The organism is Pseudomonas sp. GW821-FHT10B02, from assembly GCF_059415665.1.
Genome location: NZ_JBWKNR010000015.1, coordinates 111,397 through 136,023, shown reverse-complemented (window position 1 = coordinate 136,023; position 24,627 = coordinate 111,397). Strand labels below are relative to the sequence as shown.

Here is a 24,627-nt window from a genome sequence, read left to right as displayed (position 1 = left end):
CGTTTGAATGTTTATTGGGTGCCCTTCATGGGCTGAGGCGGCTTTGAAATGGCGTTGATCGTACAGAAATTTGGCGGCACTTCGGTCGGCACGGTCGAGCGAATCGAGCAGGTTGCCGAAAAGGTCAAGAAATTCCGCGAGGCCGGCGATGACCTGGTGGTTGTGCTATCGGCGATGAGTGGCGAAACCAATCGCCTGATCGACCTGGCCAAGCAGATCAGTGATCAGCCGGTTCCGCGAGAGCTGGATGTGATCGTGTCCACTGGCGAGCAGGTGACCATCGCCTTGCTGGCCATGGCCCTGATGAAGCGGGGGATTCCTGCGGTGTCGTACACCGGCAACCAGGTGCGCATCCTCACTGACAGCGCGCACAACAAGGCGCGCATCCTGCAGATCGACGACCAGAAGATTCGTGCCGATATCAAGGCCGGTCGCGTGGTCGTGGTCGCAGGCTTCCAGGGTGTGGACGAGCACGGCAACATCACTACGCTCGGTCGCGGTGGCTCCGACACTACCGGTGTTGCCCTGGCGGCTGCGCTCAAGGCGGACGAATGCCAGATCTACACCGACGTCGATGGTGTCTACACCACCGATCCGCGTGTGGTGTCCCAGGCTCAGCGTCTGGACAAGATCACCTTCGAAGAGATGCTGGAAATGGCCAGCCTCGGTTCCAAGGTCCTGCAGATCCGTGCCGTCGAGTTCGCCGGCAAGTACAACGTTCCGCTGCGCGTGCTGCACAGCTTCCAGGAGGGTCCGGGTACCCTCATTACTATTGATGAAGAGGAATCCATGGAACAGCCGATCATTTCCGGCATCGCCTTCAATCGCGATGAAGCCAAGCTGACCATTCGCGGCGTACCGGATACCCCGGGCGTTGCCTTCAAGATCCTCGGTCCGATCAGCGCCGCGAACATTGAAGTCGACATGATCGTGCAGAACGTTTCGCACGATAACACCACCGACTTCACCTTCACGGTGCACCGCAACGACTACGACAAGGCCCACAAGGTCCTGGACAAAACCGCCGAGGAGCTCAACGCTCGCGAAGTGGTGGGCGACACCAACATTGCCAAGGTCTCGATCGTTGGCGTTGGCATGCGCTCCCACGCCGGTGTGGCCAGCCGCATGTTCGAAGCCCTGGCTAAAGAGAGCATCAACATCCAGATGATCTCTACCTCCGAGATCAAGGTCTCGGTAGTGATTGAAGAGAAGTACCTGGAACTGGCGGTACGCGCCCTGCATACCGCTTTCGAACTGGACGCCCCTACCCGACAGGGTGAGTAAGGCGTTGCCTCAAGGGCGCGGCTAAGCCGCGCCCTTCGCTTTTCTGGCGGGTGTGAGAAATCTGTCGTTTTACTCGCGCTAGTCAATACTTAGGCGTAGGTCGGTGGCCGTCACAGGTTGCTGGCTGAAGCCCTTTTTTTTTGCAGACTGTTGTCCCTGAACTGAATTTCGTGAGGAGAAAGGTATGTTGATTCTGACTCGTCGGTGCGCCGAGAGCTTGATCATTGGCGATGGCGAAATCACTGTGACCGTGCTCGGCGTCAAAGGAAACCAGGTGCGAATCGGTGTAAACGCCCCTAAAGAAGTGGCCGTCCACCGCGAGGAAATCTACCTGCGGATCAAGAAAGAGAAGGACGAAGAACCAAGCCATTAATTTTTATCGAGTTTTTTTCAAAAAAGAGTTTGCAAACGGGGAAAGCTCTGGTTATTATACGCCCCGTGTTGCGGAGAGGTGGCCGAGTGGCCGAAGGCGCTCCCCTGCTAAGGGAGTATACCTCACAAGGGTATCGGGGGTTCGAATCCCCCCTTCTCCGCCATTATTCATGTAGGACGCTGTAATCTGCCTGAATCGCCTAAGTCGTTGAAATTAAACGAAAAAGTGGTTGGCAAAAAGATTTAGCGGCCTATAATGCGCGGTAACAAATGCACTCATAGCTCAGCTGGATAGAGTACTCGGCTACGAACCGAGCGGTCGGAGGTTCGAATCCTCCTGAGTGCACCATACGACGAAGCAGTTTTCTTCTTGAAAGTTGCTTCAGCTTCAACCAGAGGTGATCTGGTCCATCAAGCGCCAACCCTGCACTCATAGCTCAGCTGGATAGAGTACTCGGCTACGAACCGAGCGGTCGGAGGTTCGAATCCTCCTGAGTGCACCATACGACGAAACAGTTTTCATCTTGAAAGTTGTTTCAGCTTCAACCAGAGGTGATCTGGTCCATCAAGCGCCAACCCTGCACTCATAGCTCAGCTGGATAGAGTACTCGGCTACGAACCGAGCGGTCGGAGGTTCGAATCCTCCTGAGTGCACCATACAACAGAAAGCCCGCCTACCAAGGCGGGCTTTTTGCTTTTCTGCGTTCTGTGTTTTTCTTCCTGACATGTGTTTTTTTTACCTTGGCCGCCGTCGCACTGATAGCGGCACAGGTTGTCATAGCTATGTCTCGCAAACGATTGTTCTAGCCACGATTTTTTCAGCACCCTGACAGCTCAAGCGGTGTATGATTGCGCCCGTCAGCCCCGCCGGGGCTTGTGGAAAACCACCATGGACTTACCCAGTAGTTACTCAATAGCAAGTTTTGCCAATCAAGATCTGACTGATTGATTCTCCCGGCGTGCTCCGCTGCTGGGAGTGGAGTTCGCCTATGACTGAAATCGAAGTAAAAAAGACGCAAGAGAGCTTGCAGGATCGCCTGGCTCAGGTGGTCGAGCTGCTGCAGCGTCAACGCGTGGTCGAAGACCTGACTCACCGTCAGGAAGGTCATCACCATGACCTGGTAGAAAACCTCGTTCACCGCCAGAACCTCGTCGAGCTGCAGCGCAAGCTCGATGATCTGCACTCCGCTGACGTCGCTTACATTCTCGAAGCCTTGCCCCTGGACGATCGCCTGACTGTCTGGCAGCTGGTCAAGGCCGAGCGCGACGGCGACATCCTCCTGGAAGTATCCGACTCGGTTCGTGAAACCCTGATCGCCGACATGGACGATCATGAACTGCTCGCCGCCGCCAAGGAGATGGACGCCGACGAGTTGGCCGACCTGGCGCCAGAGCTGCCGCGCGACGTTGTCCATGAGTTGATGGAAACCCTCGATGCCCAGCAGCGAGAGCGCGTCCGCTCCGCGCTGAGCTATGACGAGGAGCAGGTCGGTGCGCTGATGGACTTCGAGATGGTCACCATCCGTGAAGACGTCAGCCTGGAAGTGGTATTGCGTTACCTGCGCCGTCTCAAGGAGCTGCCAGGGCATACCGACAAACTCTTCGTGGTCGATTACGACGGCATCCTCAAGGGCGTGCTGCCGATCAAGCGTCTGCTGGTCAACGACCCCGAAAAGCAGGTGGCCGAAGTCATGGCCGATGACCCGGTGGTGTTCCAGCCGGAAGAAGATGCGTACGACGCCGCGCAGGCGTTCGAGCGTTACGACCTGGTATCGGCGCCGGTGGTGGACAAGAACGGTCGCCTGATCGGTCGTTTGACCATTGACGAGATGGTCGACCTGATTCGTGAGGAAAGCGAGACCGAAGTGCTGAACATGGCCGGTCTGCGCGAAGAGGAAGACATCTTTGCCTCGGTTTGGCGTTCGTTACGCAACCGTTGGGCGTGGCTGGCGATCAACCTGATTACCGCATTCGTGGCCTCGCGGGTGATCGGCCTGTTCGAGGGCTCGATCGAGAAGCTGGTGGCGCTGGCGGCACTGATGCCGATCGTGGCGGGTATCGGCGGCAACTCCGGCAACCAGACCATCACCATGATTGTGCGTGCCATGGCGCTTGACCAGGTCAGTCCGGGCAACACCACGCGGCTGATGCGCAAAGAGCTGGCGGTGGCCTTGATCAACGGCCTGGTGTGGGGCGGAGTGATCGGTGTGGTGGCCTATCTGCTGTATGGCAGCTGGTCGCTGGGCGTGGTGATGACCGCGGCAATGACCCTCAATCTGCTGCTTGCGGCACTGATGGGCGTGTTGATTCCAATGACCCTGGCACGCCTGGGGCGCGACCCGGCCATGGGTGCCAGCGTGATGATCACTGCCATGACCGACAGTGGCGGGTTCTTTATCTTCCTTGGTCTTGCGACCATCTTCCTGTTGTAAGGGCTGCTGCAGCCCAGACACAAAAAAGCCAGCATTCGCTGGCTTTTTTTATTGCGACGGGCAGTGAATCAGGAAGCGTCTGCAGCCATCTCGACGTCGTGAGCAATCAAGGCCACCAGCGCGTTCTGCTGGCGATGGGAAAGTTGGCGGAAGCGTTGCAGCAATTCACGTTCATGCAGCGACAGCTCCGGGCTGTCCAGGCGCATGCTCAGCTCGTCACCCAGGGCTCCTTCCTGGATCAGGCTCTGCTCCAGGCGGGCGATGATTTCCGAGTTCATGCTGCGATGGTGGTGGCGCGCTACTTCGGCAATGCGCTCACGCATTCCGTCGGGGAGGCGGACGACGAATTTGTCAGCGGTGCGGCTAGAGTAAACAGCCTGTTTCATTGGGCGCATATAATTGACCGGTTTTAGTTCAGGGGGAAGCGGTTCTCGAAATTGGCCGCACGATCTCAGTACGACCATCACGGCGACAAAATGTTCAACCTGAATTGTGAATGAGGTGTGAATCATGCCTCATTGTCGCCGGTTCCTTGGCGTCAATTCTGTGACAAATATTGAACCGGGTGGAGGCGTTTTGCCAGTACCAATTATCAGAAATGAGGACTGGTTTGAAAAGTTTTCATTTTTTCATTTAGCGGTTCGTCAGTACCGTTGTTATTACCTGTGAGTAACAGGCGAAAAAGGCCGTTGAAAGCGTCTAGAATGCGCAGGCTTCCTTACCGATGAGCATAGTGGCTATGCAGCATGACGCAAGCGCCGAACCCCGTACAGCACTCCCTGGGCGCCTGGTTTATTTGATGGGGCCTTCTGGCTCCGGCAAGGACTCATTGATCGATGCTGCCCGCGAAGCATTGGCCGCTCACCACGTGGCAGTCGCTCGGCGGGTGATCACCCGTTCGGCTGAGGCCAAGGGTGAGGATGCCGTCGGTGTTTCGCCCGAGCGTTTTGCACACATGCGTGCCGAAGGCGACTTTGCCCTGAGCTGGCGGGCCAATGGTCTGGACTACGGCATCCCGGTGCAGATCGACCGTTGGTTGCAGCAGGGGCGGAGCGTGCTGGTCAATGGCTCGCGCGCGCATCTGGCCGAGGCGCGACAACGATATCCTGATCTTCTGGCGGTGCTGCTGACTGTCGAGCCGCAGGTATTGCGCCAGCGCCTGCTCGCCCGTGGCCGGGAAAGCCTGGAGGATATCGAGCGTCGCCTGGCGCGCAGCCAGCAACTGCAGCTGCCTGGTGAGGATGTGTACGTGCTGGATAACTCCGCCCGACTCGATGACACCGTGGAACGATTGCTCGAGTTTCTGCGTCAACAGGGTCTGCTTGCTGGCCGTTGAGGTTCAGAAGATCAGCCGCTGTTCGGCTGTGGGTTGTAGCCTGGGCGGCTGGATCGAGGCCGGCAGCGTCTCTGTGGCGGTGTCGAATTCTGTCAGCTGTGGAGCCATTGCCGGTGCTGTTCCGGCCGGGGAGGTTGCCACCGCGCCTTGCGGTTGCAGAATCAAGGCCAGCAGTACAGCCAATGCCAGGGCGTTGAGCAAAAGCAGTGTGCGGTTCATCAGGCATACTCCACAGCGGTGAAGGGCGGTTGCCGGGCACTTTGTTATCGAATTGCACGCCGCATGCCAGTCTTTTTTTGGTTTTTAATCCTTTGAAATCAATCACTTGTATTGATTTTTGTGCGAGTTTTCCGTGCATTCTGCAATAATGGCTCACTGCCTTGTTGCAAAATGCACGATCCTCATCGCCAGTAGGCTAAAAGCTACAGGCAAAAAGCCCCACGGATGACATGACAAATGCCGGTATGCTGGTTAACATGCACGCCGTCCTCCGTCGTGCAACGCTCGTTGCCGACCCTGTGTCTCAGTAGCTCAATTGGATAGAGCATCCCCCTCCTAAGGGGAAGGTTGGCAGTTCGAACCTGCCCTGGGACACCATACAATTCAAGGCTGGCCCGCCTCACCGACGGGCCTTTCAACTGGCTGGCTAATCGCTTTCCGATTTCCGCTCAAAGATGGGGATCTTTTTCCTGCGTTTCGTCGGCGGTACTGGTCTGTGCGGAGTCCGTCGTCGTCAGCTGCGCCACCAGGTTCGCCGACAATTCAGGCCCCTGAATATGCGCATTGAGCGTGGCCAGTGATTGCAGTTCGGTTTCCTTGTTCAGCAGCTCGGCAATTTTCCGCCCGATTATCTCCCGCTGCTCTGGGGGCAGGGCGTCGAACTCTTCCTCAGTGATGCCCAGGTCGTTGAGCAGCTTGAGTTTGATCTTCTCGGCAGGCGAGAGGGCCATGTAGTCGCGAAACTCCTGGGCGGCACTCGTGGTCGGGGCATCAGCGGCGGCGACACTGGCCTGTTCGCGTCGGGCAACATCCGGGTTTTGCAACTGTACCTTGAGCTTGGCGAAGGCTTCTTCGCGGGCATCGTCGGCGTTCTGCTGCGCAGTATTGCCGCGATTTTGCTGTTGTGCGGCCGCGCCGCTGGTGGCAACCGGGGCGCGAAACTGGGCCTGCAACTCAGCGGTTGCCTCGGAAGTGCCGCGTAGAGGATTGATTACCTGCTGTTGCCAGCCGACTCCATTGACGATGTTCACCAGATCGATCTCCTTGAATGAATACAGGTACACGCTCCATCAAGGGCAAATCCTGTGCCAGCTGGTCAACATACCGTTAGGCTCTACTATATTAGGGGTGCACAGCGGTGCGGTCGGCGCAGCCTCGGAGCATGTTTGCCTTGAAGGGGAAATTCCTTGCCGTCGACGGCAAACAGATAAGCTAGGCAGTGATTAGGCAAGACTGGGACGACGACGTCCGGACAAGGGAGAAAGTCCATGAGTCAAGCACCTGAATCGGCAGGACCGGGGGTTCCCTCTGTAACGTTTGAACGCGCTCAACTGCAAACCCTGCTGGATCTGATCAGTGACGGTATCTGGGATTGGAATGCCAACACCGGATACGTCTACCGCAATCCGGGCTGGTACAAGATGCTTGGCTATGCCAGCCACTCACTGGACAACTCGGTGTTCACCTGGGAGAGCGTCATCCATCCCGACGACTACCCGCGGGTGATGGAGCATTTTGAGGCCTACATCACCCAGCGCGCTGAACAGTATCGAGTGCAATACCGCTGCAAATGTTCGGATGGCAGCTACCTGTGGATTGAAGACAGCGGCCATGTCATTGCGCGCAACCCGGATGGCTCGGTGGCGCGGATGCTTGGCGCCCATCGCAACATCGACGCCAGCAAGCGTTTGTTGCAGCAACTGGAGCAGCAGAATCATTCACTCGAGGCGCTGGTCGCCGAGCGTACGCGTGAGCTGTCGTGGGTCAATCAGCAGTTGCAGCGTCAACTGGACGAGAATCGCGACCTGGCTGAACGTGATGCCCTGACCCTGGTCGCCAACCGCTATCGCCTGGAAAAAGTCCTGCAGCAAGAATGTGAACGTGCCCGGCGTTTTCGTCAGCCACTGTCGCTGATCGTTATGGATCTGGACGACTTCAAGCCGATCAATGATCGCTACGGTCACGCGCGGGGTGACAGCGCCCTGGTCGACCTGGTGGAGCGAATCAGAAGTTGTCTGCATGAGTCGCAGCTGCTGGCGCGTTGGGGGGGCGACGAGTTTGCCGTGGTGCTGGCCGGCGCGTCACTTGACGATGCGCGCAGGCTGGCAATGACCATTCGCCAGGCGCTGGAGCAGGCGCCGCCGATAGGCGAGTGCCAATTGACCATGAGCTATGGCGTGGTACAGCGCCTGGACGGCGAGGATCAGGCGCAGTTGATGGCACGAGCCGATTCAGCGTTGTATCGGGCCAAGACCACGGGCAAGGATCGGGTGTGTGAATAAAAAAGCCCACCGCGATGCGCACGGTGGGTAGAAAAAGTGTTAGCTGTCAGTAAATGGCAGGCGCTGACGCGCTTGCCTTCAGGTTTGCCTGTTGGGTGCGCACGCCAGGTCGTTGCCCGAGTGCTCGGCTTCCAGCACAAGCAGGCCGCGCTTTTTATCCAGGCCGCCGCTATAACCGGTCAGGGCGCCGCTGGCGGCGATGACCCGATGGCAGGGGACGATGATCGAGATCGGGTTCACCGCGTTGGCCATGCCGATGGCGCGCGCAAATCCGGGTTTGCCCATGGTCTTGGCAAGTGCGCCATAAGTAGTGGTGGTGCCGTAGGGCACCGCCCTGAGCAGCGCCCAGGCCTCATGTAAAAAGCTGCTGCCGGTCGGTGCCAGTTCTATATCGAAATCGGTTCTGCTGCCGGTGAAATACTCGCTCAATTGCTGACTGATGTGGCTGACTGCGTCCTCCTGGAAAATGGCACTGGCATATTCAGCGCGTGTGCGAAGTGCTCCTGGTAAGGCGAAGTCCAGTCGCAACAGTGCACCGTTGCTATCGACCAGAAGGTTTATCCGTCCCAATTGGCTGTCGAAGTGACCTCGGTAGAAGGTCGTCCTGGCAAGGTGCATCCGAGTGGTCCTTGTGATGGGTGAAGGGATTGCAGGCTGCCGGCGTTGCAAGGGCACTCCGGCAGTTGCGCGCAAGTTGTTTACCAGTGCTGTGGAAGAGGCTTTGGTCCTTCGTGGGAAGGGAACAATGGCAGCACCTCTTCACCCAGTTCCTGAATGATTTCGTGCGCAGGACGTTGTGCCAGGTGGATACCGATCGCCGCATGGTTGACGCCGGCCTCGCGCCATTCGCTGAGCAGCTCGATCAGGCCGTTGCGCCCGGTTTTAAGTACATAACCTCCGCGCTGCGAGGTACGGGGAAAGTTCGGATTCTCGTCCAGGTCGATCCATTCGTTGGTCGCGTGGGGGCGAAAACCCTGGTCTGGAATGTGGCCGCGCCAGGCGCTGATTTTCTGCGCAAGTTGCCTCGGGCCCTCGATGTTTTGCGTTGATTGCGGATAGGTCAGCCAGCCATCGGCCTGTTCACCCAGCCATTGCATGGATTGGCGTGAGGAGCCGGTGACCAGCAAGGGAATGTTGCCTGTGGCAGGTTTGGGTAGAAGCAGCGCCCCACTCAGGTGGCCGAGTGTAGAGACGATGGTTGTCTCTTCCTTTTGCAGTAACTGCCGGAAGTAGCTCACCGCTTCGGCGAAGTGTTCGCCACGTTCGCTGTGCTCCAGGCCATAAGCTGGAAACTCGACAGGCCGGTCACCCGATGCAATCCCCATGACCAGGCGCCCGCCGGACAGCTGGTCGATAGTCGAAGCCGCTTTGGCCAGGTCGATCGGGTGACGCAGGGAGAAAATCGCACTGCCGGTGGCCAGGCTGATTCGTTTGGTCCTGGCAGCCAGGTAGGCCAGGTAGGTGAAGGGGTCGAAGACTTGACCGGCATCGCCGAAGTACGGATCGAACAACGGCACATCCCTGACCCAGACGGCAGCGAACCCGTGCCGGTCAATCTCGCTGACAAGGTCGGCCTGCCCGACCAGGACGCTCATGTCGCCTTCGTAGAAGCGCAATGGCAGAAAGATGCCCAGCGTCAGCTGATCTGCCGCGAACATCCGGTTGTAGCCAGGGTGCCTGGCAAATGCTGGCGCGCTGGCGCCTCGGGTGGTTGCGCGGTCGGTGCGTATCACGGTCGCGTTCATGCCGATTCTCTTCTGTGGTAAGGGTCAGGGGCCGGTCGCTGGTTGCGGCAGGCTGATACCGCGCTGCACTGCGGGGCGCTGGCTGACACGTTCAAACCAGGCGCTCAGGTGGCTGAAATCCTTGAAATCGAAATCGATGATGTGAGCAATGTGCATCCAGCCGAAGGTGGCAATGTCGGCGATGCTGTACTCCGAACCGGCCAGCCAGTAGTTGTCTTTGAGCTGGTTATCGAGCGTGGCGAAGGTGTCTTCGGTGAGGCCCCGATAGCGTTCGATCACCGCCTGGTTTGGTTTGCTGTCGAACAGCTCGTAATGCACGCGCTGGCCGAGGATCGGGCCCATGCTCGAGGCGTGAAACATCAACCATTTGATCGCCGACCAACGCATGACCGGATTGCCGGGTAGCAGGCGGCCGGTTTTTTCCGCCAGGTACAACAGGATGGCTGCAGACTCGAACAGCGTGACGCCGCTATCTTCGTCAGCCAGCACGGGAATGCGACCGTGGGGATTGAGTTGAAGAAAATCAGGTTGGCGATGTTCCCCTTGATCGATATGCACGTGCCTGAGCACGTACGGTAAGCCTAGCTCTTCAAGGGCAATGGTGATCTTGAATCCATTAGGTGAACTATCTGTATAAAGGGTCAAATCCGGGGTTTTCATTGTCCACTGCCTGCCTTGGATTAGCTGCTTTCTAGTCAGTTCCTCAGTTGCTATCCTAGTCAGCAGCCGCCTGATTGAGAAACGATGAATTCTCCTCCGTGGCGTTAGATTATCTAAACTGAGGATGGATACATGGGCGCCGTTTTACCCTTGCTCGCACTGCGTGCCTTTACTGAAACGGGGCGCCTGGGAAGCCTGAAGGCGGCAGCTGAAAGCCTGGGGGTCACGCCGGGGGCGGTCAGTCAGCAGATTCGTCTGTTGGAAGAGCGCATCGGGGTTGCGCTGTTTGTGCGCGGGCGTCATGGGGTCTATCTCACCGAAGCGGGCGCACGTGTGCACCCTGGCTTGTTGCGCGGCTTTGATCAGATCGAGAAATCGCTTTCAACCCTAGAATCCCTGGCGGTTGAAAAAACCCTAACCATCAGCACGGTGCCTTCGTTCGCTTCGGCCTGGCTGGTGCCACGCATCGGGCGCTTCAGTGAATTGCACCCGGAGATCGAGGTGCGTGTGGAAGCTTCGGCGAAGATGGTCGACTTCAAGCGCGACAGGATTGATGTGGCGCTGCGTCACGGGTTGGGTAGTTATCCGGGATTGGAGTCGATCCGGCTGATGGCGCCGGTGTTGCTGCCGGTGGCATGTCCGGAATTGCTCGCCCAGGGGCCGCTGATTCGTGAGCCGATCGACTGTCTTAATTACCCACTGCTGCAAGACGGTGATCGCGCCGACTGGGTGCTCTGGTTGCAAGCCCATGGCGTGCAAGTGGGAGACGAGGCGCGGCGCGGGATGAGTTTTGAAGAGGATCTGTTGTTGTTGCGTGCAGCCGCAGCAGGGCAGGGTATTGCCTTGGTCCAGGACACTCATGTCCAGGAAGATATCGACTCCGGCAAACTGGTTGTGGCGCTGGACAAGCCCTGGCCGTCACGTTTTGCCTATTACGTGGTCACGCGTCCGGATGCCACGCAACGTCCCGAGGTGCAGGCGTTTATCGACTGGGTCGTTGCCGAGGCCAACAGTATGGCAACGCTTCCTGCGTTGTAAGAAAACGCCGCCCCTGCTGATAGCCAGGGCGGCGCTTGATCATTCGCTGCGGATGTTGCTGACAATGGCGTGCTGCTTTTGCAGCGCATCTTCCCAGCCGCCACCCAGCGCCCGGACCAAGCGCACGGTTGAGCGCGCCTTGTCGCCGTTGAGGCGGGCACTTGCCAGTTGCTGGGCGAGCAGGGTGCGGTCGGCATCAATGGTGTCGAGCTGTGTATGCGAGCCTTCGCGATATTGCAGGTGGGAAAGCTGTGCTGCCCGCTCCGACGCTGACAAGGCGATCTGCTGCGCGCGGCTCTGTTCGGCCATGATGCGCAAGAGCGCAAGATTGTCTTCGACTTCCGCGAACGCCTTGAGCACCACTTCCCGGTAGCGCGCCACATCCTCCTCATAGGCTGCGCGTGAGTAGTCGACGCCGGCCTGGCGACGACCACCATCGAACAAGGGCAGTGTCATCGCGGCACCTACCAGTGGACCGAGCAGAAAGGTGCGGCTGGACCACTCGAACAGATTACCCAGTTCACTAGATTCGAAACCACCGGAGGCCGTGAGTTCCAGCTTCGGGAAGAACGCTGCTTTAGCGATGCCGATGCGCGCGTTGGCAGCCGCCATGGCACGTTCTGCGGCGGCGATGTCTGGCCGGCGTTCGAGCAGGAAAGAGGGCAGGCCAGGAGGGATTTCGATGTCTTTCGCTGCGAGCAACTGGGGTTCGAGGCTGAACGTTGCCGGAGCAAGTCCGAGCAGGATGGCCAGGGCGTGTTCTGCCGAGGCGCGATTGCGCTCGACACCCAGCGCTTCGGAGCGTGCGGCCTCAAGTTCGCTGTGCGCGCGGACCAGATCGAGCTCGCCGGCATCGCCATTGTCGTGACGGTGCTTGATCAGGCGGTAGGTGTCATTGCGCAATTCCAGGGTGCGTCGATAGACATACAGCTGTGTGTCCAGTTCACGAATCAGGAAGTAGTTTTCCGCGACATCGGCCTGCAAAGCCAGCAGCACTGTGCGATACAGTGCGCCGCTTTTCTCCAGTTCGGCCGTGGCCGCTTCAACTTGCGCGTCGATCCTTCCGGCCAGGTCTACTTCATAGCTGATACCCAGCTCTGCGCGCCACAGTGTGAAGGTGTTGGCCGGGCCACCGTCGGGCAGGTCCTGAGAGGCCGGGGACTCGCGCTGGCGCGACGGGCCGAAGGCGGCATCGACGCGTGGCATTTTTTCTGCCCGGGCATCGCGCTGCAAGGCGCGCGCTTGCTTGAGCCGCGCAGCGGCGGCTTGCAGTCCGGGGTTGGCCAGTGCGGCCTGTTGTTCAAGCTGGTCGAGGCGCGGGTCGCCAAACACTCGCCACCACTGGCCGCGCAGCTGCTCTTCAGCCGGTTGCGCCTGCTTCCAGGAACCAGCCTGATGCTGTGGGAGTGCCGGCGCTTCTTTGTACACCCAGTTCCCGGCGTCGTCCGGGCGTGAGTAGTCGGGGGTGAGCGAACAGCCGCTGAGTATTGCCAGGGCCAAGGGCAGGCCCAGGGTCAGCGATAATCGAGCGCCGGTGGGAGTGGAAATTTTTTCGATGATTGTCATTGGATATCCTTTTCGCTGAGCGGTCCTGAAGGCATGGGTCAGAGATGATCAGGGGCAGCCTGCAGCGGTTGTTCGTGCGCCTGTGGTTGTGTGGCTGTGGCTGCCAATTGCCGGCCAAAGCGGGCGTATACCGCAGGCAGGACGAACAGGGTGAACAAGGTGCCGACCATCAGGCCCGCCACCAGCACCACCGCGATCGAGCTCTGGCTGCCAGCACCGGCGCCGCTGGCGAACAGCAGTGGCAGCAGCCCACCAATCATCGCCGCAGTGGTCATCAGGATCGGGCGGATACGGGTGCGGGCAGCGGCACGTACGGCCTCGACCCTGTCCAGGTTCAGGCTGCGCTGTGCGGCGTTGGCGAACTCGACGATCAGGATCCCGTGCTTGGCGATCAGGCCTATGAGTGTTACCAGGCCGATCTGGGTGTAGATGTTCAGTGTTGCAAAACCGAAGAACATCGCCGTCAGCGCTCCGCAGGCCGCCAGCGGGACGGTGGTCAGGATCAGCAATGGGTCGCGAACGCTTTCAAACTGCGCTGCCAGCACCAGGAAAATGAAGGCCAGGGCAAAGGCGAAGGTGATTGCAAAGCCACCCTGTTCTTGCAGGTACTGGCGTGATTCACCGAGGAAGTCATGCTGGTAGTCTGCCGGCAACTGTGCGACCTCTTGCTGCAGGAAGGCCACGGCCTGGCCGAGGGTGACGTTGGGTGCCGGAATCGCCACCAGGGTCGAACTGTTGAGTTGATTGAACTGGGTCAGGGCGTTGGCCTCGACCCCGCGCTCCAGGCTGATCACTGTCGAGAGCGGCACCTGTCCGCCGCTGGCTGTGCGGATGTAGTAGCTTTCGAGAAGCTCTGCGGTCAGGCGCTGGTCTCGCGGCGCTTGTGGGATGACATCGTAGGAGCGGCCCTGGGCGCCGAAGCGGTTGACGTAGGACTCGCCCACCAGACGGGCAAAGGTATCGCCGATTTCCTTCATGTTCAGGCCCAGGTCGTGAGCCTTGGAGCGGTCGACACGCACCAGCACGGTGGGGTTGGTAAAGGTCAGGTCGGAGTCGACGAAGGCGAACAGTCCGCTGTTACGTGCCGCGGCTTTGACCTTCTCCATGTGTTCATAGACTTCCTCGTGCCTGGCGGCAGACGTCACCACCAATTGCACAGGAAAACCACCTACCGATCCCGGTAGTGGCGCAGGCAGGAAGGCCGATCCGGCAATGCCTTCTACCGAGGCCAGGTTGCCTTGCAGTTCGGCCATGATATCTTCGGCCGAGCGTTCACGTTCGCTCCAGGGCTTGAGCATGACCCCGGCCCAGCCCTTGTTCAGCGAGGCGCCAACGCCTGCCACCATATACACCGTGCCGGTCTCTGAAATCGCCAGCAAGGTCGCCTCGACTCGTTTGGCCTGCGCTTCAAGGAACTCCAGGCTGCTGGCTTGCGGCGCCTTCATGTCGACGACGATTTCGCCCTGGTCCTCGGCCGGAGCCAGCTCCGACTGCAGGCCATTGAACAGTACGGGCAGGCTTGCCATGGCCCCCAGGCCAATCACCAGCGCCAGGCGAACATCCTTGAGTACCTTGCCCAGCACGCGGTCATAGGCATCGACCACACGTTTGGTGACGGACTCGACACCGCGTGCAAAGCGGCTGGGTGAGCCGTGGTTGAGCAGCCTGGCAGCCACTGTTGGTGAGACGGTGAGGGCGACGATTGCCGACACCGCGACGGCGGCGGCCAGGGTAAAGGCAAACTCGCTGAACAAGGCACCGGTCAGTCCACCGATCAGTCCCAGCGGCGCATACACCGCTACCAGGGTTGCCGCCATGGTCAGCACCGGGCCGGCAATCTCCCGGGCGCCGTTCCTGGCGGCCTGTAATGATGATTCGCCTTCTTCCATGCGTCGATGGACGTTTTCCACCACCACGATCGCATCATCGACCACCAGGCCGATGGCCAGGACCATCGCCAGCAGCGTCAACAGATTGAGGCTGAAGCCGAGGGCGAGCATGATCGCGGCCGCACCGAGCAGCGACAGCGGAATGCTCAGCACCGGTACAGCGACCGCACGCATGGAGCCGAGGAAAAGGAAAATCACCAGCACCACTTCCAGGCCGGCAATCACGAACTTGACCAGTACGTTGTCGATCGCAGCATCGATGAACACCGTGACATCGTAGGGGATCGCCATTTTCACCCCCGGTGGCAGGTTCAGTTTGTCGAGTACCTGCCTGGCCTGGCGTGAAATGGTCAGCGGGTTGCCGCCCGGCGTCGCCATCACCTCGAGGTACACCGCTGCTTCTCCGTTCATGCCGGTGATCTGGTCGCGGCTCTGGGTGCCGATTTCGACCGTGGCAATATCTTCGAGGCGCACCAGGCTTTCGCCTTTCTTCACGACCAGTCGCTTGAAGCCTTCGACCGTGTTGAGGTTGGTGTCGATACGGACGTTGGCAACCACCAGGGCGCCTTTGATCTGTCCGGGTGCTGCCTGGTAGTTGTTTTCTTCGATGGCCCGGTCAACGTCAGCAGCAGTAATGCCGTGCGCTGCCATGCGCAGTGGATCGAGCCAGATACGCATCGACAGGTTCTGTCCGCCCAGTACGTTGACGGCCGCCACGCCTTCGACGGTGGTCAGCATGGGGCGGGCGACGCGCATCAGGTAGTCGGTGATGCCGGTCAATGGTTCGCCTTGCTCAGGGCTGAAACCGGCATAGATCACCCCGATCGCACCGGGGGGCTGGCGTACCACCACCGGGTCGTAGGCTTCTTCGGGGAGCAGGTAGCGTACCTCGTTGACCTTGGCCAGCACCTCGGTAAGGGCCGCATCGGAGTTGGCGTTCAGTCGCAGGTAGGCAGTGATGGTGCTCAGCCCCTGTTCCGAGGATGAGCTCAAGTACTCGACTCCCTGGGTGGTGGCGACCGCTTGGGCCAGGGTGGTGGTGACAAAGCCTTGCATCAGCTCGGCCGGCGCGCCCGGGTACTCGGTGGTGACGGTGATCACGGCGCTTTCAATCTTGGGGTACTGGCGCAGGGGCAGGTCCATCAGCGCGCGAATGCCAACCAGGGCGATCAGCAAGGCAAAGGCCAGCGTCAGCACCGGGCGACGAATGAAAATGTCGGTGAAAGCCATGGCGGTCTATTCCTTTTTACCGGTGTAGGAGCCGACAGTTTCGCTCCCGGGGGCGAGTGCCTCGGTTTGCCGGGGCGCAACCAGGACGCCGTCCTGCAGGTTGATCTGACCGGCTATGACCACCAGATCGCCTTCGTTCAAGGTGTTGCCCAGCACTTCGGTGCGGCCATCCGATTGCGCGCCGGTACGCACGGAAACCAGCTGCGCGCGCAACGCTCCCTGGCTTTCTCGCAGGGCATAGATGCGCTGGCCGGACAGCGACGATTCCAGGGCTACGGTAGGAATGGTGGTAACGGCAAGCCCAGGCGTCAGTTCGAGTACGACGTGGGCAAATTTGCCAGGCCACAAGGCGTCTTGGGCATCCTTGCGCAGGGTGGCACGTACGCGTATGGCGTGATTTTCCTTGTCCACCTGCGGGTCGATGGCAGTGATTTGTCCGGCGATGATCCAGGCGCTGTCGCCATCACCTTTGACCCGTACCTGCAGGCCAGTCTTCAGTGCTGCACGATTGCGCTCGGGGACGGTGAAATCAATGTGCAGCACGCGGTTGTCGGTTAACGTGGCGATCGGCGTGCCAGCTTCCACGTACTGGCCAAGGTTGATGCGCCTGAGGCCGAGCTCACCGGCGAACGGTGCACGCACCAGGCGCTGGGAAATGTCTTCCTGTGATTGGGCGACTAGCGCGCGGGCTTCGTCATAGGCGGCCACGTGCTGTTCGTACTCGGCGTTGGACAGGGTTTGGCCGCGCAAGCGCTTGGCCCGTTCCAGGTGAGTCTGGGCCAGGCGTAAAGCGACCTGGCGACGTTCCAGTTCACTGCGCAGCGGGCCGTCATTCAGTTGTACCAGGGGGGTGCCGGCACTGATGATCTGGCCACTGGTGAAATGCACTTTGGTGATGCGCCCGGCCACTTCAGCGGCGACCAGCACTTGATGATCGGCGACCACGGTACCGATGGCCTTGACTGTGGTCGGCAGCACCTCACTGCGCACCGAGGCGACTTCCACAGGAACCGGATCTGCCTCGCCGCTAGCCAGCGCGGCCTGCCCAGCTGCCTGTTTGCGATGGCTGTCATAGAAGTAAAGTCCGCCAATGCCGCAGAGCAGGGCAAGGGCTGCTAGTGTCAGTGGCCTCGAGAAGGCATGGTTCATGGTTTTCCCCGGCAGAAAGGTGAGATTTGCTAAAGCTCAACAGGATGTGTGGCCTGGATACTATTTAGCTTTCTGCTTAAAGAGAAACGATGATCTCTGAGGGTAAAGGATAGATTTTCTAAACTCTGTAGCTGAGGCGGAAGCTCTTCTGACTGTCAGTTGAACAAGCAAAAAAAGACCCGCTGCACTTGCGCGCAGCGGGTCAAATCGGCCGCAGCCGCTTCAGTGTGTTACAGGTGCAGGGCGTGACCGAGTGCCCGCAATGCCGCTTCCTGGACCGCCTCGCCGAGGGTCGGGTGGGCATGGATGGTGCCGGCCACATCTTCCAGGCGGGCGCCCATTTCCAGGGACTGGGCGAACGCCGTGGACAATTCCGAGACGCCGACGCCGACGGCTTGCCAACCGAGGATCAGGTGATTGTCGCGACGCGCGACCACGCGCACGAAACCGCTTTTTGATTCCAGGGTCATGGCCCGGCCGTTGGCGGCGAACGGGAACTGCGCAACGATGCAGTCCAGGCCTTCCTGTTCGACGTGTTCCGGGGTCTTGCCGACCACCACCAGTTCCGGGTCGGTGAAGCACACTGCGGCAATGGCAGTGGGTTCGAAGCGCCGGGTTTTGCCGGCAATGATCTCGGCGACCATTTCGCCCTGGGCCATGGCCCGGTGGGCGAGCATCGGTTCACCGCTGAGGTCGCCGATGGCCCAGACATTGCGCATGCTGGTCTGGCAACGTTCGTCGATGGCGATGGCCGCGCCGTTCATCTTCAGCGCCAGGCTTTCCAGATTGAAGCCTTGGGTACGCGGTTTGCGACCCACGGCGACCAGGACCTGATCGCTGTCCAGTTGCAGCAATTCGCCGTCCGGGTTACGTACCTGCAGGCGCTGGCTGCCGGCATCAAAGCCTTCGACGCTGTGCTTGAGATAAAGCTTGATGCCGAGCTTTTTGATCGACTCGGCTACCGGCGCGGTCAGCTCACTGTCATAGGTCGGCAGAATCCGCTCGCGGGCTTCGACCACACTGACCTCGACGCCGAGTTTGCGGTAGGCAATACCCAGTTCCAGGCCAATGTAGCCACCGCCGACCACGGTCAGGTGCTTGGGCAGCTCTTTCGGCGCCAGGGCTTCGGTGGAAGAGATGACCGCGCCGCCGAGCGGCAGCATCGGCAATTCGACGCTGCTGGAGCCGGTGGCCAGCAGCAGGTGCTCGCACTGGATGCGTTGGCCGTCGACTTCGACGCTCTTGCCGTCGAGGATCTTCGCCCAGCCATGGATCACCTTGACCCCGTGCTTTTTCAGCAGGGCGGCGACACCGCTGGTCAACCGATCAACGATAGCGTCTTTCCAGGCCACGCTCTGGCCGATGTCCAGGCTCGGTGCCGAGACCTTGATGCCCAGGTTCGACTGCTGGCTGTGCTGTCGGGTCTGGTGGAACTGCTCGGCGACATGGATCAGCGCCTTGGAGGGAATGCAGCCGATGTTCAGGCAGGTGCCGCCCAGGGCCTGGCCTTCGATCAGAACCGTGGGAATGCCCAGCTGGCCGGCGCGAATGGCCGCGACATAACCGCCAGGGCCGCCACCGATGATCAGCAGAGTGGTGTTTTGAGTCTGTTGCATGGTCACTCCACAAACAGGCTGGCAGGTTGTTCGAGCAGGCCACGGATGGCCTGGATGAAGAGTGCCGCGTCCATCCCGTCGACCACCCGGTGATCGAACGAGCTGGACAGGTTCATCATCTTGCGAATGACGATCTGGCCGTTGATCACCATCGGCCGTTCGACCATGCGGTTGACGCCGACGATGGCCACTTCCGGGGTGTTGACCACCGGCGTGGAAACAATGCCGCCCAAGGCGCCGAGGCTGGTCAGGGTAATGGTCGAACCGCTCAGCTCTTCACGGCTGGCCTTGTTACCGCGTGCGGCATTGGCCAGGCGCACGATTTCACCAGCGTTGCTCCACAGGCTGCCGGCTTCGGCGTGGCGCAGCACCGGAACCATCAGGCCGTTGTCGCCCTGAGTGGCGATGCCGACATGCACCGCGCCGTGGCGGGTGATGACCTGGGCTTCGTCGTCATAGGTGGCGTTGATCTGCGGGAACTCGCGCAAGGCCACGACCATGGCGCGCACCAGGAACGGCAACAGGGTCAGCTTGCCGCGGCTGTCGCCCCACTGCTTGTTCAGGTGCAGGCGCAGCTCTTCCAGGGCGGTGACGTCGATCTCTTCGACATAGCTGAAGTGCGCGACACGGCGCTTGGCGTCCTGCATGCGCTGGGCGATTTTGCGGCGCAGGCCGATGACCGGGATCTGCTCGCTGTCGCTGCGCTTGGCGTAACCGCCCGGTGCGCTTTGCGTGCTCAGGGTCGGCTGGGTGAGGAAGGCATCCAGGTCTTCATGCAGGATGCGTCCGGCCGGGCCGCTGCCGTGTACGTAACGCAGTTCGATACCGGCATCCAGCGCGCGCTTGCGCACGGCCGGCGAGGCCAGAGGGCGCTCGTTGGCTTCGCGCGGGACGATCGGGGCGGGCTGGTGTGCGGAAGGAGCTGGTGGAGTGGGTTTGCTGGCCTCTTCGCGGGGCAAGCCCGCTCCCACAGCCGGTGCCGCAGCAGGCACTGGAGGTACAGGTTCAGCTGGTTTGCTGGCGCTTTCCTGGAGGTTGCCCGCACCTTCGACTTCGATGCGAATCAGCTCGCTGCCCACCGCCATGACTTCACCGGGTTGCCCGCCCAGCGCCAGCACTTTACCGCTGACCGGCGAGGGGATTTCCACGGTGGCTTTGTCGGTCATGACATCGGCCACGACCTGGTCTTCGGTGACGGTGTCGCCGACTTTGACGAACCATTCCACCAGTTCAACTTGTGCGATGCCTTCACCGATATCCGGCATCTTGATGACGTGCGTGCCCATTCAGACCTCCATGACCCGTTTCAATGCCGCGCCCACACGTGAAGGGCCGGGGAAATACGCCCATTCCTGCGCGTGCGGGTAGGGGGTGTCCCAACCGGTGACGCGCTCGATCGGGGCTTCGAGGTGATGGAAGCAGTGCTCCTGAACCAGCGAGATCAGCTCGGCGCCGAATCCGCAGGTGCGGGTGGCTTCGTGGACGACCACGCAGCGGCCGGTCTTTTTCACCGAGGCAACGATGGTTTCCAGGTCCAGCGGCCACAGGCTGCGCAGGTCGATGACTTCGGCATCGACACCGGTTTCCTCGGCGGCCACTTGCGACACGTAAACCGTGGTGCCGTAGGTGAGCACGGTGACGTCATTGCCGGGACGGGTGATAGCGGCCTTGTCCAGCGGCACGGTGTAGTAGCCATCCGGCACGGCGCTGGCCGGGTGTTTCGACCACGGCGTTACCGGGCGGTCGTGGTGGCCGTCGAACGGGCCGTTGTACAGGCGTTTGGGTTCGAGGAAGATCACCGGGTCGTCGTTTTCGATCGAGGCGATCAGCAGGCCTTTGGCGTCATACGGGTTGGACGGCATCACCGTGCGCAGGCCGCACACCTGGGTGAACATCGCCTCGGGGCTCTGGCTGTGGGTCTGGCCGCCGTAGATGCCGCCGCCACAGGGCATGCGCAGGGTCAGCGGGGCGACGAATTCGCCCGCCGAGCGGTAACGCAGGCGCGCCATCTCGGAGACGATCTGGTCGGAAGCCGGGTAGAAGTAGTCGGCGAACTGAATCTCGACCACCGGGCGCAGGCCGTACGCGCCCATGCCCACGGCGGTACCGACGATGCCGCTTTCGGAGATCGGCGCATCGAAGACCCGTGATTTGCCGTACTTGGTCTGCAGGCCTTCGGTGCAGCGGAACACGCCGCCGAAGTAGCCAACGTCCTGGCCATAGACGACCACGTTGTCATCGCGCTCAAGCATGATGTCCATGGCCGAGCGCAGGGCCTGGATCATGGTCATGGTGGTAGTCGCCATGGCGGTTTCCAACTGAATAGTGGTGGTGTGATCGTTCATGTCAGATCCCCAGTTCCTGGCGCTGCCGGCGCAGGTGCTCCGGCATCTCCTTGTAGACATCCTCGAACATGGACGCTGGGCTTGGCATCTGGCCGCCGGCCAGGGTGCCGTACTGCTCGGCTTCTTTCTGCGCCTTGATGATCTCGGCCTCGAGTTCGGCGGTAACCGCCTGGTGCTCTTCCTCGGACCAGTGGCCGATGGCGATCAGGTGCTGCTTGAGGCGGGCGATCGGGTCGCCAAGCGGGAAGTGGCTCCAGTCGTCGGCGGGACGGTACTTGGACGGATCGTCCGAAGTCGAGTGCGGGCCGGCGCGGTAGGTGACCCATTCAATCAGGCTCGGGCCCAAGCCGCGGCGGGCGCGTTCGGCGGCCCAGCGCGAGGCGGCGTAGACGGCGATGAAGTCGTTGCCGTCGACCCGCAGCGAAGCGATGCCGCAACCGACGCCACGACCGGCGAAGGTGGTCGATTCACCCCCGGCAATGGCCTGGAAGGTGGAAATCGCCCACTGGTTGTTGACCACGTTGAGGATCACCGGCGCGCGGTATACGTGGGCGAAGGTCAGGGCGGTGTGGAAGTCGGATTCGGCGGTGGCGCCGTCACCGATCCAGGCCGAGGCGATCTTGGTATCGCCTTTGATCGCCGAGGCCATGGCCCAGCCGACAGCCTGGACGAACTGGGTCGCGAGGTTGCCGCTGATGGTGAAGAAACCGGCTTCACGTACCGAGTACATGATCGGCAACTGGCGGCCCTTGAGCGGATCACGCTCGTTGGACAGCAGCTGGCAGATCATCTCCACCAGCGACACGTCGCGGGCCATGAGAATGCTTTGCTGGCGGTAGGTGGGGAAGCACATGTCCGTGCGGTTCAGGGCCATGGCCTGACCGCTGCCGATGGCTTCCTCGCCCAGGCTCTGCATATAGAAGGACATTTTCTTCTGGCGCTGGGCGACCACCATGCGGCTGTCGAACAACCGGGTCTTGAGCATGGTGCGCATGCCTTGGCGCAGGACGTCGGGACCGATGTCCTCGGCCCATGGGCCCAGGGCATTGCCTTTGTCATCCAGTACGCGGATCAGGCTATAGGCGATATCCGCGGTATCGGCGGCTTCTACATCGACGGGAGGTTTACGGACCTTGCCGGCATCGTTCAGACGCAGGTAGGAAAAATCAGTCTGGCAGCCTGGCCGGCCGGTAGGCTCGGGCACATGCAGACGCAGGGGGGCGTACTCGTTCATGCTTTTTTACGCTCGCTCTGTCTTGTGTTTTTGTTGAGCTTTGAAGCGGTCGCTGCTGAAACCCCGGCTTGTGACCAGGGAGTCAGTCTTGTCCTACATGATATTCGGGCGCCTGAAGAATATTTCTCTCAAGTTCATTGCCTTTGTTCGGGCTTGCGGATAAACATTCTTTATAAAGACAAAAAACAGGTGAAATTTTCTCATGCGTAAACTGGATCGCACCGACATCGGTATTCTCAACAGCCTTCAGGAAAACGCCCGGATCACCAACGCCGAGCTGGCGCGCTCGGTCAACCTGTCGCCGACGCCCTGTTTCAACCGGGTCAAGGCCATGGAGGAGCTGGGCGTGATACGCCAGCAAGTGACCTTGCTGGCCCCGGAAGTACTGGGGCTGGACGTCAATGTGTTCATTCATGTCAGCCTCGAAAAGCAGGTGGAGCAATCCCTGCATCGCTTTGAAGAAGAAATCGCCGAACGCCCGGAGGTCATGGAGTGCTACCTGATGACCGGGGACCCGGATTACCTGTTGCGGGTGTTGCTGCCGAGCATTCAGGCGCTGGAACGTTTTCTTGATTACCTCACGCGTTTGCCCGGAGTGGCCAACATCCGCTCCAGCTTTGCCTTGAAGCAGGTGCGCTACAAGACCGCTTTGCCGCTGCCAGCCAATGGCATGACCTTGCCGGGCTGACTGCAGAAATCAGGCCTGTAGAAAATTTCGATCATGTCCGCTCTGGGTGCTTGAAATTCCGAACGCCTGGTGCCTATGTTGTAGCTATCGCCTTTCACGGCATGCGAAAACAATAAGGATAGTGTCATGACGACCAGTGGCCAGTGTGCGCTCGCGGAGCGATTGAGCGGCATTGATGAGATCGAGTGCGTTACACCGGACCTCAATGGCGTGCCGCGCGGCAAAGTAATGACTGCCGCGGGATTTCTCGAAGGCAGGCGTTTGCAGATGGCCCGAGGGGTGCTGCTGCAGTGCATCATGGGTGGCTATCCGCCGGCGCGCTTCTACGGGAGCGACGATGGCGACCTGGCCCTGGTAGCCGATGATCAGCAGATCCACCGTCTGCCCTGGAGCGACGAGCCGCGTGCTCTGGCGATTTGTGATGCGGTCGAGCTGAGTGGTGCAAGCTCAGGCCTTTCCACGCGTGGTTTGCTCAAGGCGGTGATTGCGCGTTACGCAGCCCGCGGGCTGGCACCGGTGGTGGCGACCGAGCTTGAGTTTTTTGTCTTCGCGCCCAACACCGACCCGCACCAGCCGTTCCTGCCGCCACTGGGCAAGGATGGTCGTCGCGAAGAGGGGCATTCGGCGTTCAGCGTCAGCTCCAACAATGGCCTGCGACCGTTCTTCAGCGAGGTCTATCGCTGCATGGAGGCCTTGGGCTTGCCGCGCGACACCTTCATGCATGAAATGGGTGTCAGCCAGTTCGAGATCAACCTGCTGCACGGCGATCCGTTGTTGTTGGCCGACCAGACCTTGCTGTTCAAGCATTTGCTCAAAGAGGTTGCGCTCAAGCATGGCCTGACCGTGGTGTGCATGGCCAAACCCTTGGCGCACACGCCGGGCAGTTCCATGCATATTCACCAGAGCCTGGTAGAGATCAACGGCGGCCGCAATGTGTTCAGCGACGCCGACGGCAAGCCGACCGCGACCTTCCGTCATTTCATCGGTGGCTTGCAGGCCTGCATGGCGGACTTCACTGCGTTGTTTGCGCCGAACGTCAATTCCTATCAGCGTCTGTGTCACCCTTACGCCTCGCCCAACAATGCCTGCTGGTCAGAAGACAATCGCGCTGCCGGCCTGCGCATTCCGGCCAGTTCGCCGGTGGCGCGGCGGGTTGAGAACCGTCTGCCCGGTGCCGACAGCAACCCCTATCTGGCCATCGCCGCCAGCCTTGCCGCCGGTCTGTATGGTATCGAGCAGCAACTGGAACCTGCGCCGGCGATCCAGGGTGAGTTCGAGGTGCCGGAGCATTTGAGCCTGCCATGTACCTTGCATGCGGCCCTTGAGCGTCTGAAGCACAGTGCGCTTGCGCGGGAGTTGTTCGGTACCGAGTTCATTGAAGGCTACATCGCCACCAAGACCCTGGAGCTGACCAGTTTCTTCGATGAAATCACCCCGTGGGAGCGTCGCGTGCTGGCGGCTCAGGCCTAGTGTTTTTTTAGTCCCCGGGCCTGCAGCACGGTTATTTTCACTTATGCTTTCAAGCAGTTTTTCCACCTGCTC

At 60.3% G+C, this 24,627-nt stretch carries 21 protein-coding genes and 5 tRNA genes; 13 read left to right on the top strand and 13 right to left on the bottom strand.

Annotated elements, in window-relative coordinates:
- Nucleotides 1-48: 48 nt before the first annotated feature.
- The 7 genes from AC07OF_RS21840 to mgtE all read left to right on the top strand — a co-directional run bounded on the left by AC07OF_RS21840 (nucleotide 49) and on the right by mgtE (nucleotide 4,088).
- A complete protein-coding gene (locus tag AC07OF_RS21840; protein ID WP_157193544.1) occupies nucleotides 49-1,284 on the top strand; it encodes an aspartate kinase in 1,236 nt (411 codons plus the stop codon).
- Nucleotides 1,285-1,468: 184 nt separating this feature from the next.
- Nucleotides 1,469-1,657, top strand: a complete 189-nt coding sequence (csrA, locus tag AC07OF_RS21835; RefSeq protein WP_002554426.1) for a carbon storage regulator CsrA — start codon at nucleotides 1,469-1,471, stop codon at nucleotides 1,655-1,657.
- Nucleotides 1,658-1,729: 72 nt separating this feature from the next.
- Nucleotides 1,730-1,820: transfer RNA gene (locus AC07OF_RS21830), tRNA-Ser, on the top strand.
- 108 nt (nucleotides 1,821-1,928) lie between these two features.
- Nucleotides 1,929-2,005, top strand: a tRNA-Arg gene (locus AC07OF_RS21825).
- 77 nt (nucleotides 2,006-2,082) lie between these two features.
- Nucleotides 2,083-2,159: transfer RNA gene (locus AC07OF_RS21820), tRNA-Arg, on the top strand.
- Between the two features lie 77 nt (nucleotides 2,160-2,236).
- Nucleotides 2,237-2,313: transfer RNA gene (locus AC07OF_RS21815), tRNA-Arg, on the top strand.
- A gap of 332 nt (nucleotides 2,314-2,645) precedes the next feature.
- Nucleotides 2,646-4,088 (top strand): magnesium transporter, encoded by a 1,443-nt coding sequence (gene mgtE / locus AC07OF_RS21810; protein WP_157193543.1) that lies wholly within the window; start codon nucleotides 2,646-2,648, stop codon nucleotides 4,086-4,088.
- A gap of 68 nt (nucleotides 4,089-4,156) precedes the next feature.
- On the opposite strand, the gene AC07OF_RS21805 is transcribed toward mgtE, so the two are convergent.
- On the bottom strand, nucleotides 4,157-4,483 hold the full coding sequence (locus AC07OF_RS21805; protein ID WP_038616878.1) for an Arc family DNA-binding protein: 327 nt from the start codon (nucleotides 4,481-4,483) through the stop codon (nucleotides 4,157-4,159).
- A 344-nt stretch (nucleotides 4,484-4,827) separates the two neighbouring features.
- Between AC07OF_RS21805 and phnN the strand changes: the two genes are divergently transcribed.
- A complete protein-coding gene (gene phnN, locus AC07OF_RS21800; RefSeq protein WP_495073437.1) occupies nucleotides 4,828-5,424 on the top strand; it encodes a phosphonate metabolism protein/1,5-bisphosphokinase (PRPP-forming) PhnN in 597 nt (198 codons plus the stop codon).
- Between the two features lie 3 nt (nucleotides 5,425-5,427).
- Here phnN and AC07OF_RS21795 read toward each other — a convergent pair whose 3' ends face one another.
- Entirely contained in the window at nucleotides 5,428-5,643 is a 216-nt protein-coding gene (locus tag AC07OF_RS21795) for a hypothetical protein (RefSeq protein WP_157193542.1), read from the bottom strand.
- Nucleotides 5,644-5,944: 301 nt separating this feature from the next.
- On the opposite strand from AC07OF_RS21795, the gene AC07OF_RS21790 reads away from it, so the two are divergent.
- Nucleotides 5,945-6,021 (top strand) — tRNA-Arg (locus AC07OF_RS21790).
- A 71-nt stretch (nucleotides 6,022-6,092) separates the two neighbouring features.
- On the opposite strand, the gene AC07OF_RS21785 is transcribed toward AC07OF_RS21790, so the two are convergent.
- On the bottom strand, nucleotides 6,093-6,674 hold the full coding sequence (locus tag AC07OF_RS21785) for a hypothetical protein (protein ID WP_157193541.1): 582 nt from the start codon (nucleotides 6,672-6,674) through the stop codon (nucleotides 6,093-6,095).
- A gap of 237 nt (nucleotides 6,675-6,911) precedes the next feature.
- Between AC07OF_RS21785 and AC07OF_RS21780 the strand changes: the two genes are divergently transcribed.
- Nucleotides 6,912-7,925 (top strand): diguanylate cyclase domain-containing protein, encoded by a 1,014-nt coding sequence (locus AC07OF_RS21780; RefSeq protein ID WP_495073433.1) that lies wholly within the window; start codon nucleotides 6,912-6,914, stop codon nucleotides 7,923-7,925.
- Between the two features lie 78 nt (nucleotides 7,926-8,003).
- Here AC07OF_RS21780 and AC07OF_RS21775 read toward each other — a convergent pair whose 3' ends face one another.
- The 3 genes from AC07OF_RS21775 to AC07OF_RS21765 form a co-directional block, all read right to left on the bottom strand.
- On the bottom strand, nucleotides 8,004-8,543 hold the full coding sequence (locus AC07OF_RS21775) for a methylated-DNA--[protein]-cysteine S-methyltransferase (RefSeq protein WP_157193539.1): 540 nt from the start codon (nucleotides 8,541-8,543) through the stop codon (nucleotides 8,004-8,006).
- An 80-nt stretch (nucleotides 8,544-8,623) separates the two neighbouring features.
- A complete protein-coding gene (locus tag AC07OF_RS21770) occupies nucleotides 8,624-9,670 on the bottom strand; it encodes an LLM class oxidoreductase (protein ID WP_476445839.1) in 1,047 nt (348 codons plus the stop codon).
- A 24-nt stretch (nucleotides 9,671-9,694) separates the two neighbouring features.
- Nucleotides 9,695-10,330: a glutathione S-transferase family protein gene (locus AC07OF_RS21765; RefSeq protein WP_495073432.1), complete on the bottom strand. Its 636-nt coding sequence runs from the start codon at nucleotides 10,328-10,330 to the stop codon at nucleotides 9,695-9,697.
- Nucleotides 10,331-10,462: 132 nt separating this feature from the next.
- Here AC07OF_RS21765 and AC07OF_RS21760 point away from each other — a divergent pair, with 132 nt between their 5' ends.
- Nucleotides 10,463-11,368 carry a LysR substrate-binding domain-containing protein gene (locus tag AC07OF_RS21760; protein WP_157193536.1) on the top strand — a complete coding sequence of 302 codons (906 nt, stop codon included), beginning with the start codon at nucleotides 10,463-10,465 and terminating at the stop codon, nucleotides 11,366-11,368.
- 39 nt (nucleotides 11,369-11,407) lie between these two features.
- On the opposite strand, the gene AC07OF_RS21755 is transcribed toward AC07OF_RS21760, so the two are convergent.
- The 7 genes from AC07OF_RS21755 to AC07OF_RS21725 form a co-directional block, all read right to left on the bottom strand.
- The gene (locus tag AC07OF_RS21755; RefSeq protein WP_157193535.1) at nucleotides 11,408-12,934 is read right to left on the bottom strand and encodes an efflux transporter outer membrane subunit; all 1,527 of its coding nucleotides are present in this window, start codon (nucleotides 12,932-12,934) and stop codon (nucleotides 11,408-11,410) included.
- A 38-nt stretch (nucleotides 12,935-12,972) separates the two neighbouring features.
- Nucleotides 12,973-16,053, bottom strand: coding sequence for an efflux RND transporter permease subunit (locus AC07OF_RS21750; RefSeq protein ID WP_157193534.1), 3,081 nt, complete (start codon nucleotides 16,051-16,053; stop codon nucleotides 12,973-12,975).
- Between the two features lie 6 nt (nucleotides 16,054-16,059).
- The gene (locus AC07OF_RS21745; RefSeq protein WP_157193533.1) at nucleotides 16,060-17,202 is read right to left on the bottom strand and encodes an efflux RND transporter periplasmic adaptor subunit; all 1,143 of its coding nucleotides are present in this window, start codon (nucleotides 17,200-17,202) and stop codon (nucleotides 16,060-16,062) included.
- Nucleotides 17,203-17,432: 230 nt separating this feature from the next.
- Nucleotides 17,433-18,818, bottom strand: coding sequence for a dihydrolipoyl dehydrogenase (gene lpdA / locus AC07OF_RS21740; protein WP_495073431.1), 1,386 nt, complete (start codon nucleotides 18,816-18,818; stop codon nucleotides 17,433-17,435).
- Nucleotides 18,819-18,820: 2 nt separating this feature from the next.
- Nucleotides 18,821-20,104 carry a dihydrolipoamide acetyltransferase family protein gene (locus AC07OF_RS21735; RefSeq protein WP_495073430.1) on the bottom strand — a complete coding sequence of 428 codons (1,284 nt, stop codon included), beginning with the start codon at nucleotides 20,102-20,104 and terminating at the stop codon, nucleotides 18,821-18,823.
- A complete protein-coding gene (locus AC07OF_RS21730; RefSeq protein WP_191833297.1) occupies nucleotides 20,105-21,163 on the bottom strand; it encodes an alpha-ketoacid dehydrogenase subunit beta in 1,059 nt (352 codons plus the stop codon).
- Between the two features lies 1 nt (nucleotide 21,164).
- Nucleotides 21,165-22,397, bottom strand: a complete 1,233-nt coding sequence (locus AC07OF_RS21725) for a 3-methyl-2-oxobutanoate dehydrogenase (2-methylpropanoyl-transferring) subunit alpha (protein WP_038613433.1) — start codon at nucleotides 22,395-22,397, stop codon at nucleotides 21,165-21,167.
- 202 nt (nucleotides 22,398-22,599) lie between these two features.
- Between AC07OF_RS21725 and bkdR the strand changes: the two genes are divergently transcribed.
- On the top strand, nucleotides 22,600-23,085 hold the full coding sequence (gene bkdR, locus AC07OF_RS21720; RefSeq protein WP_038613431.1) for a Bkd operon transcriptional regulator BkdR: 486 nt from the start codon (nucleotides 22,600-22,602) through the stop codon (nucleotides 23,083-23,085).
- A gap of 228 nt (nucleotides 23,086-23,313) precedes the next feature.
- Nucleotides 23,314-24,555: a glutamine synthetase family protein gene (locus tag AC07OF_RS21715; protein WP_476447497.1), complete on the top strand. Its 1,242-nt coding sequence runs from the start codon at nucleotides 23,314-23,316 to the stop codon at nucleotides 24,553-24,555.
- Nucleotides 24,556-24,627: the final 72 nt, after the last annotated feature.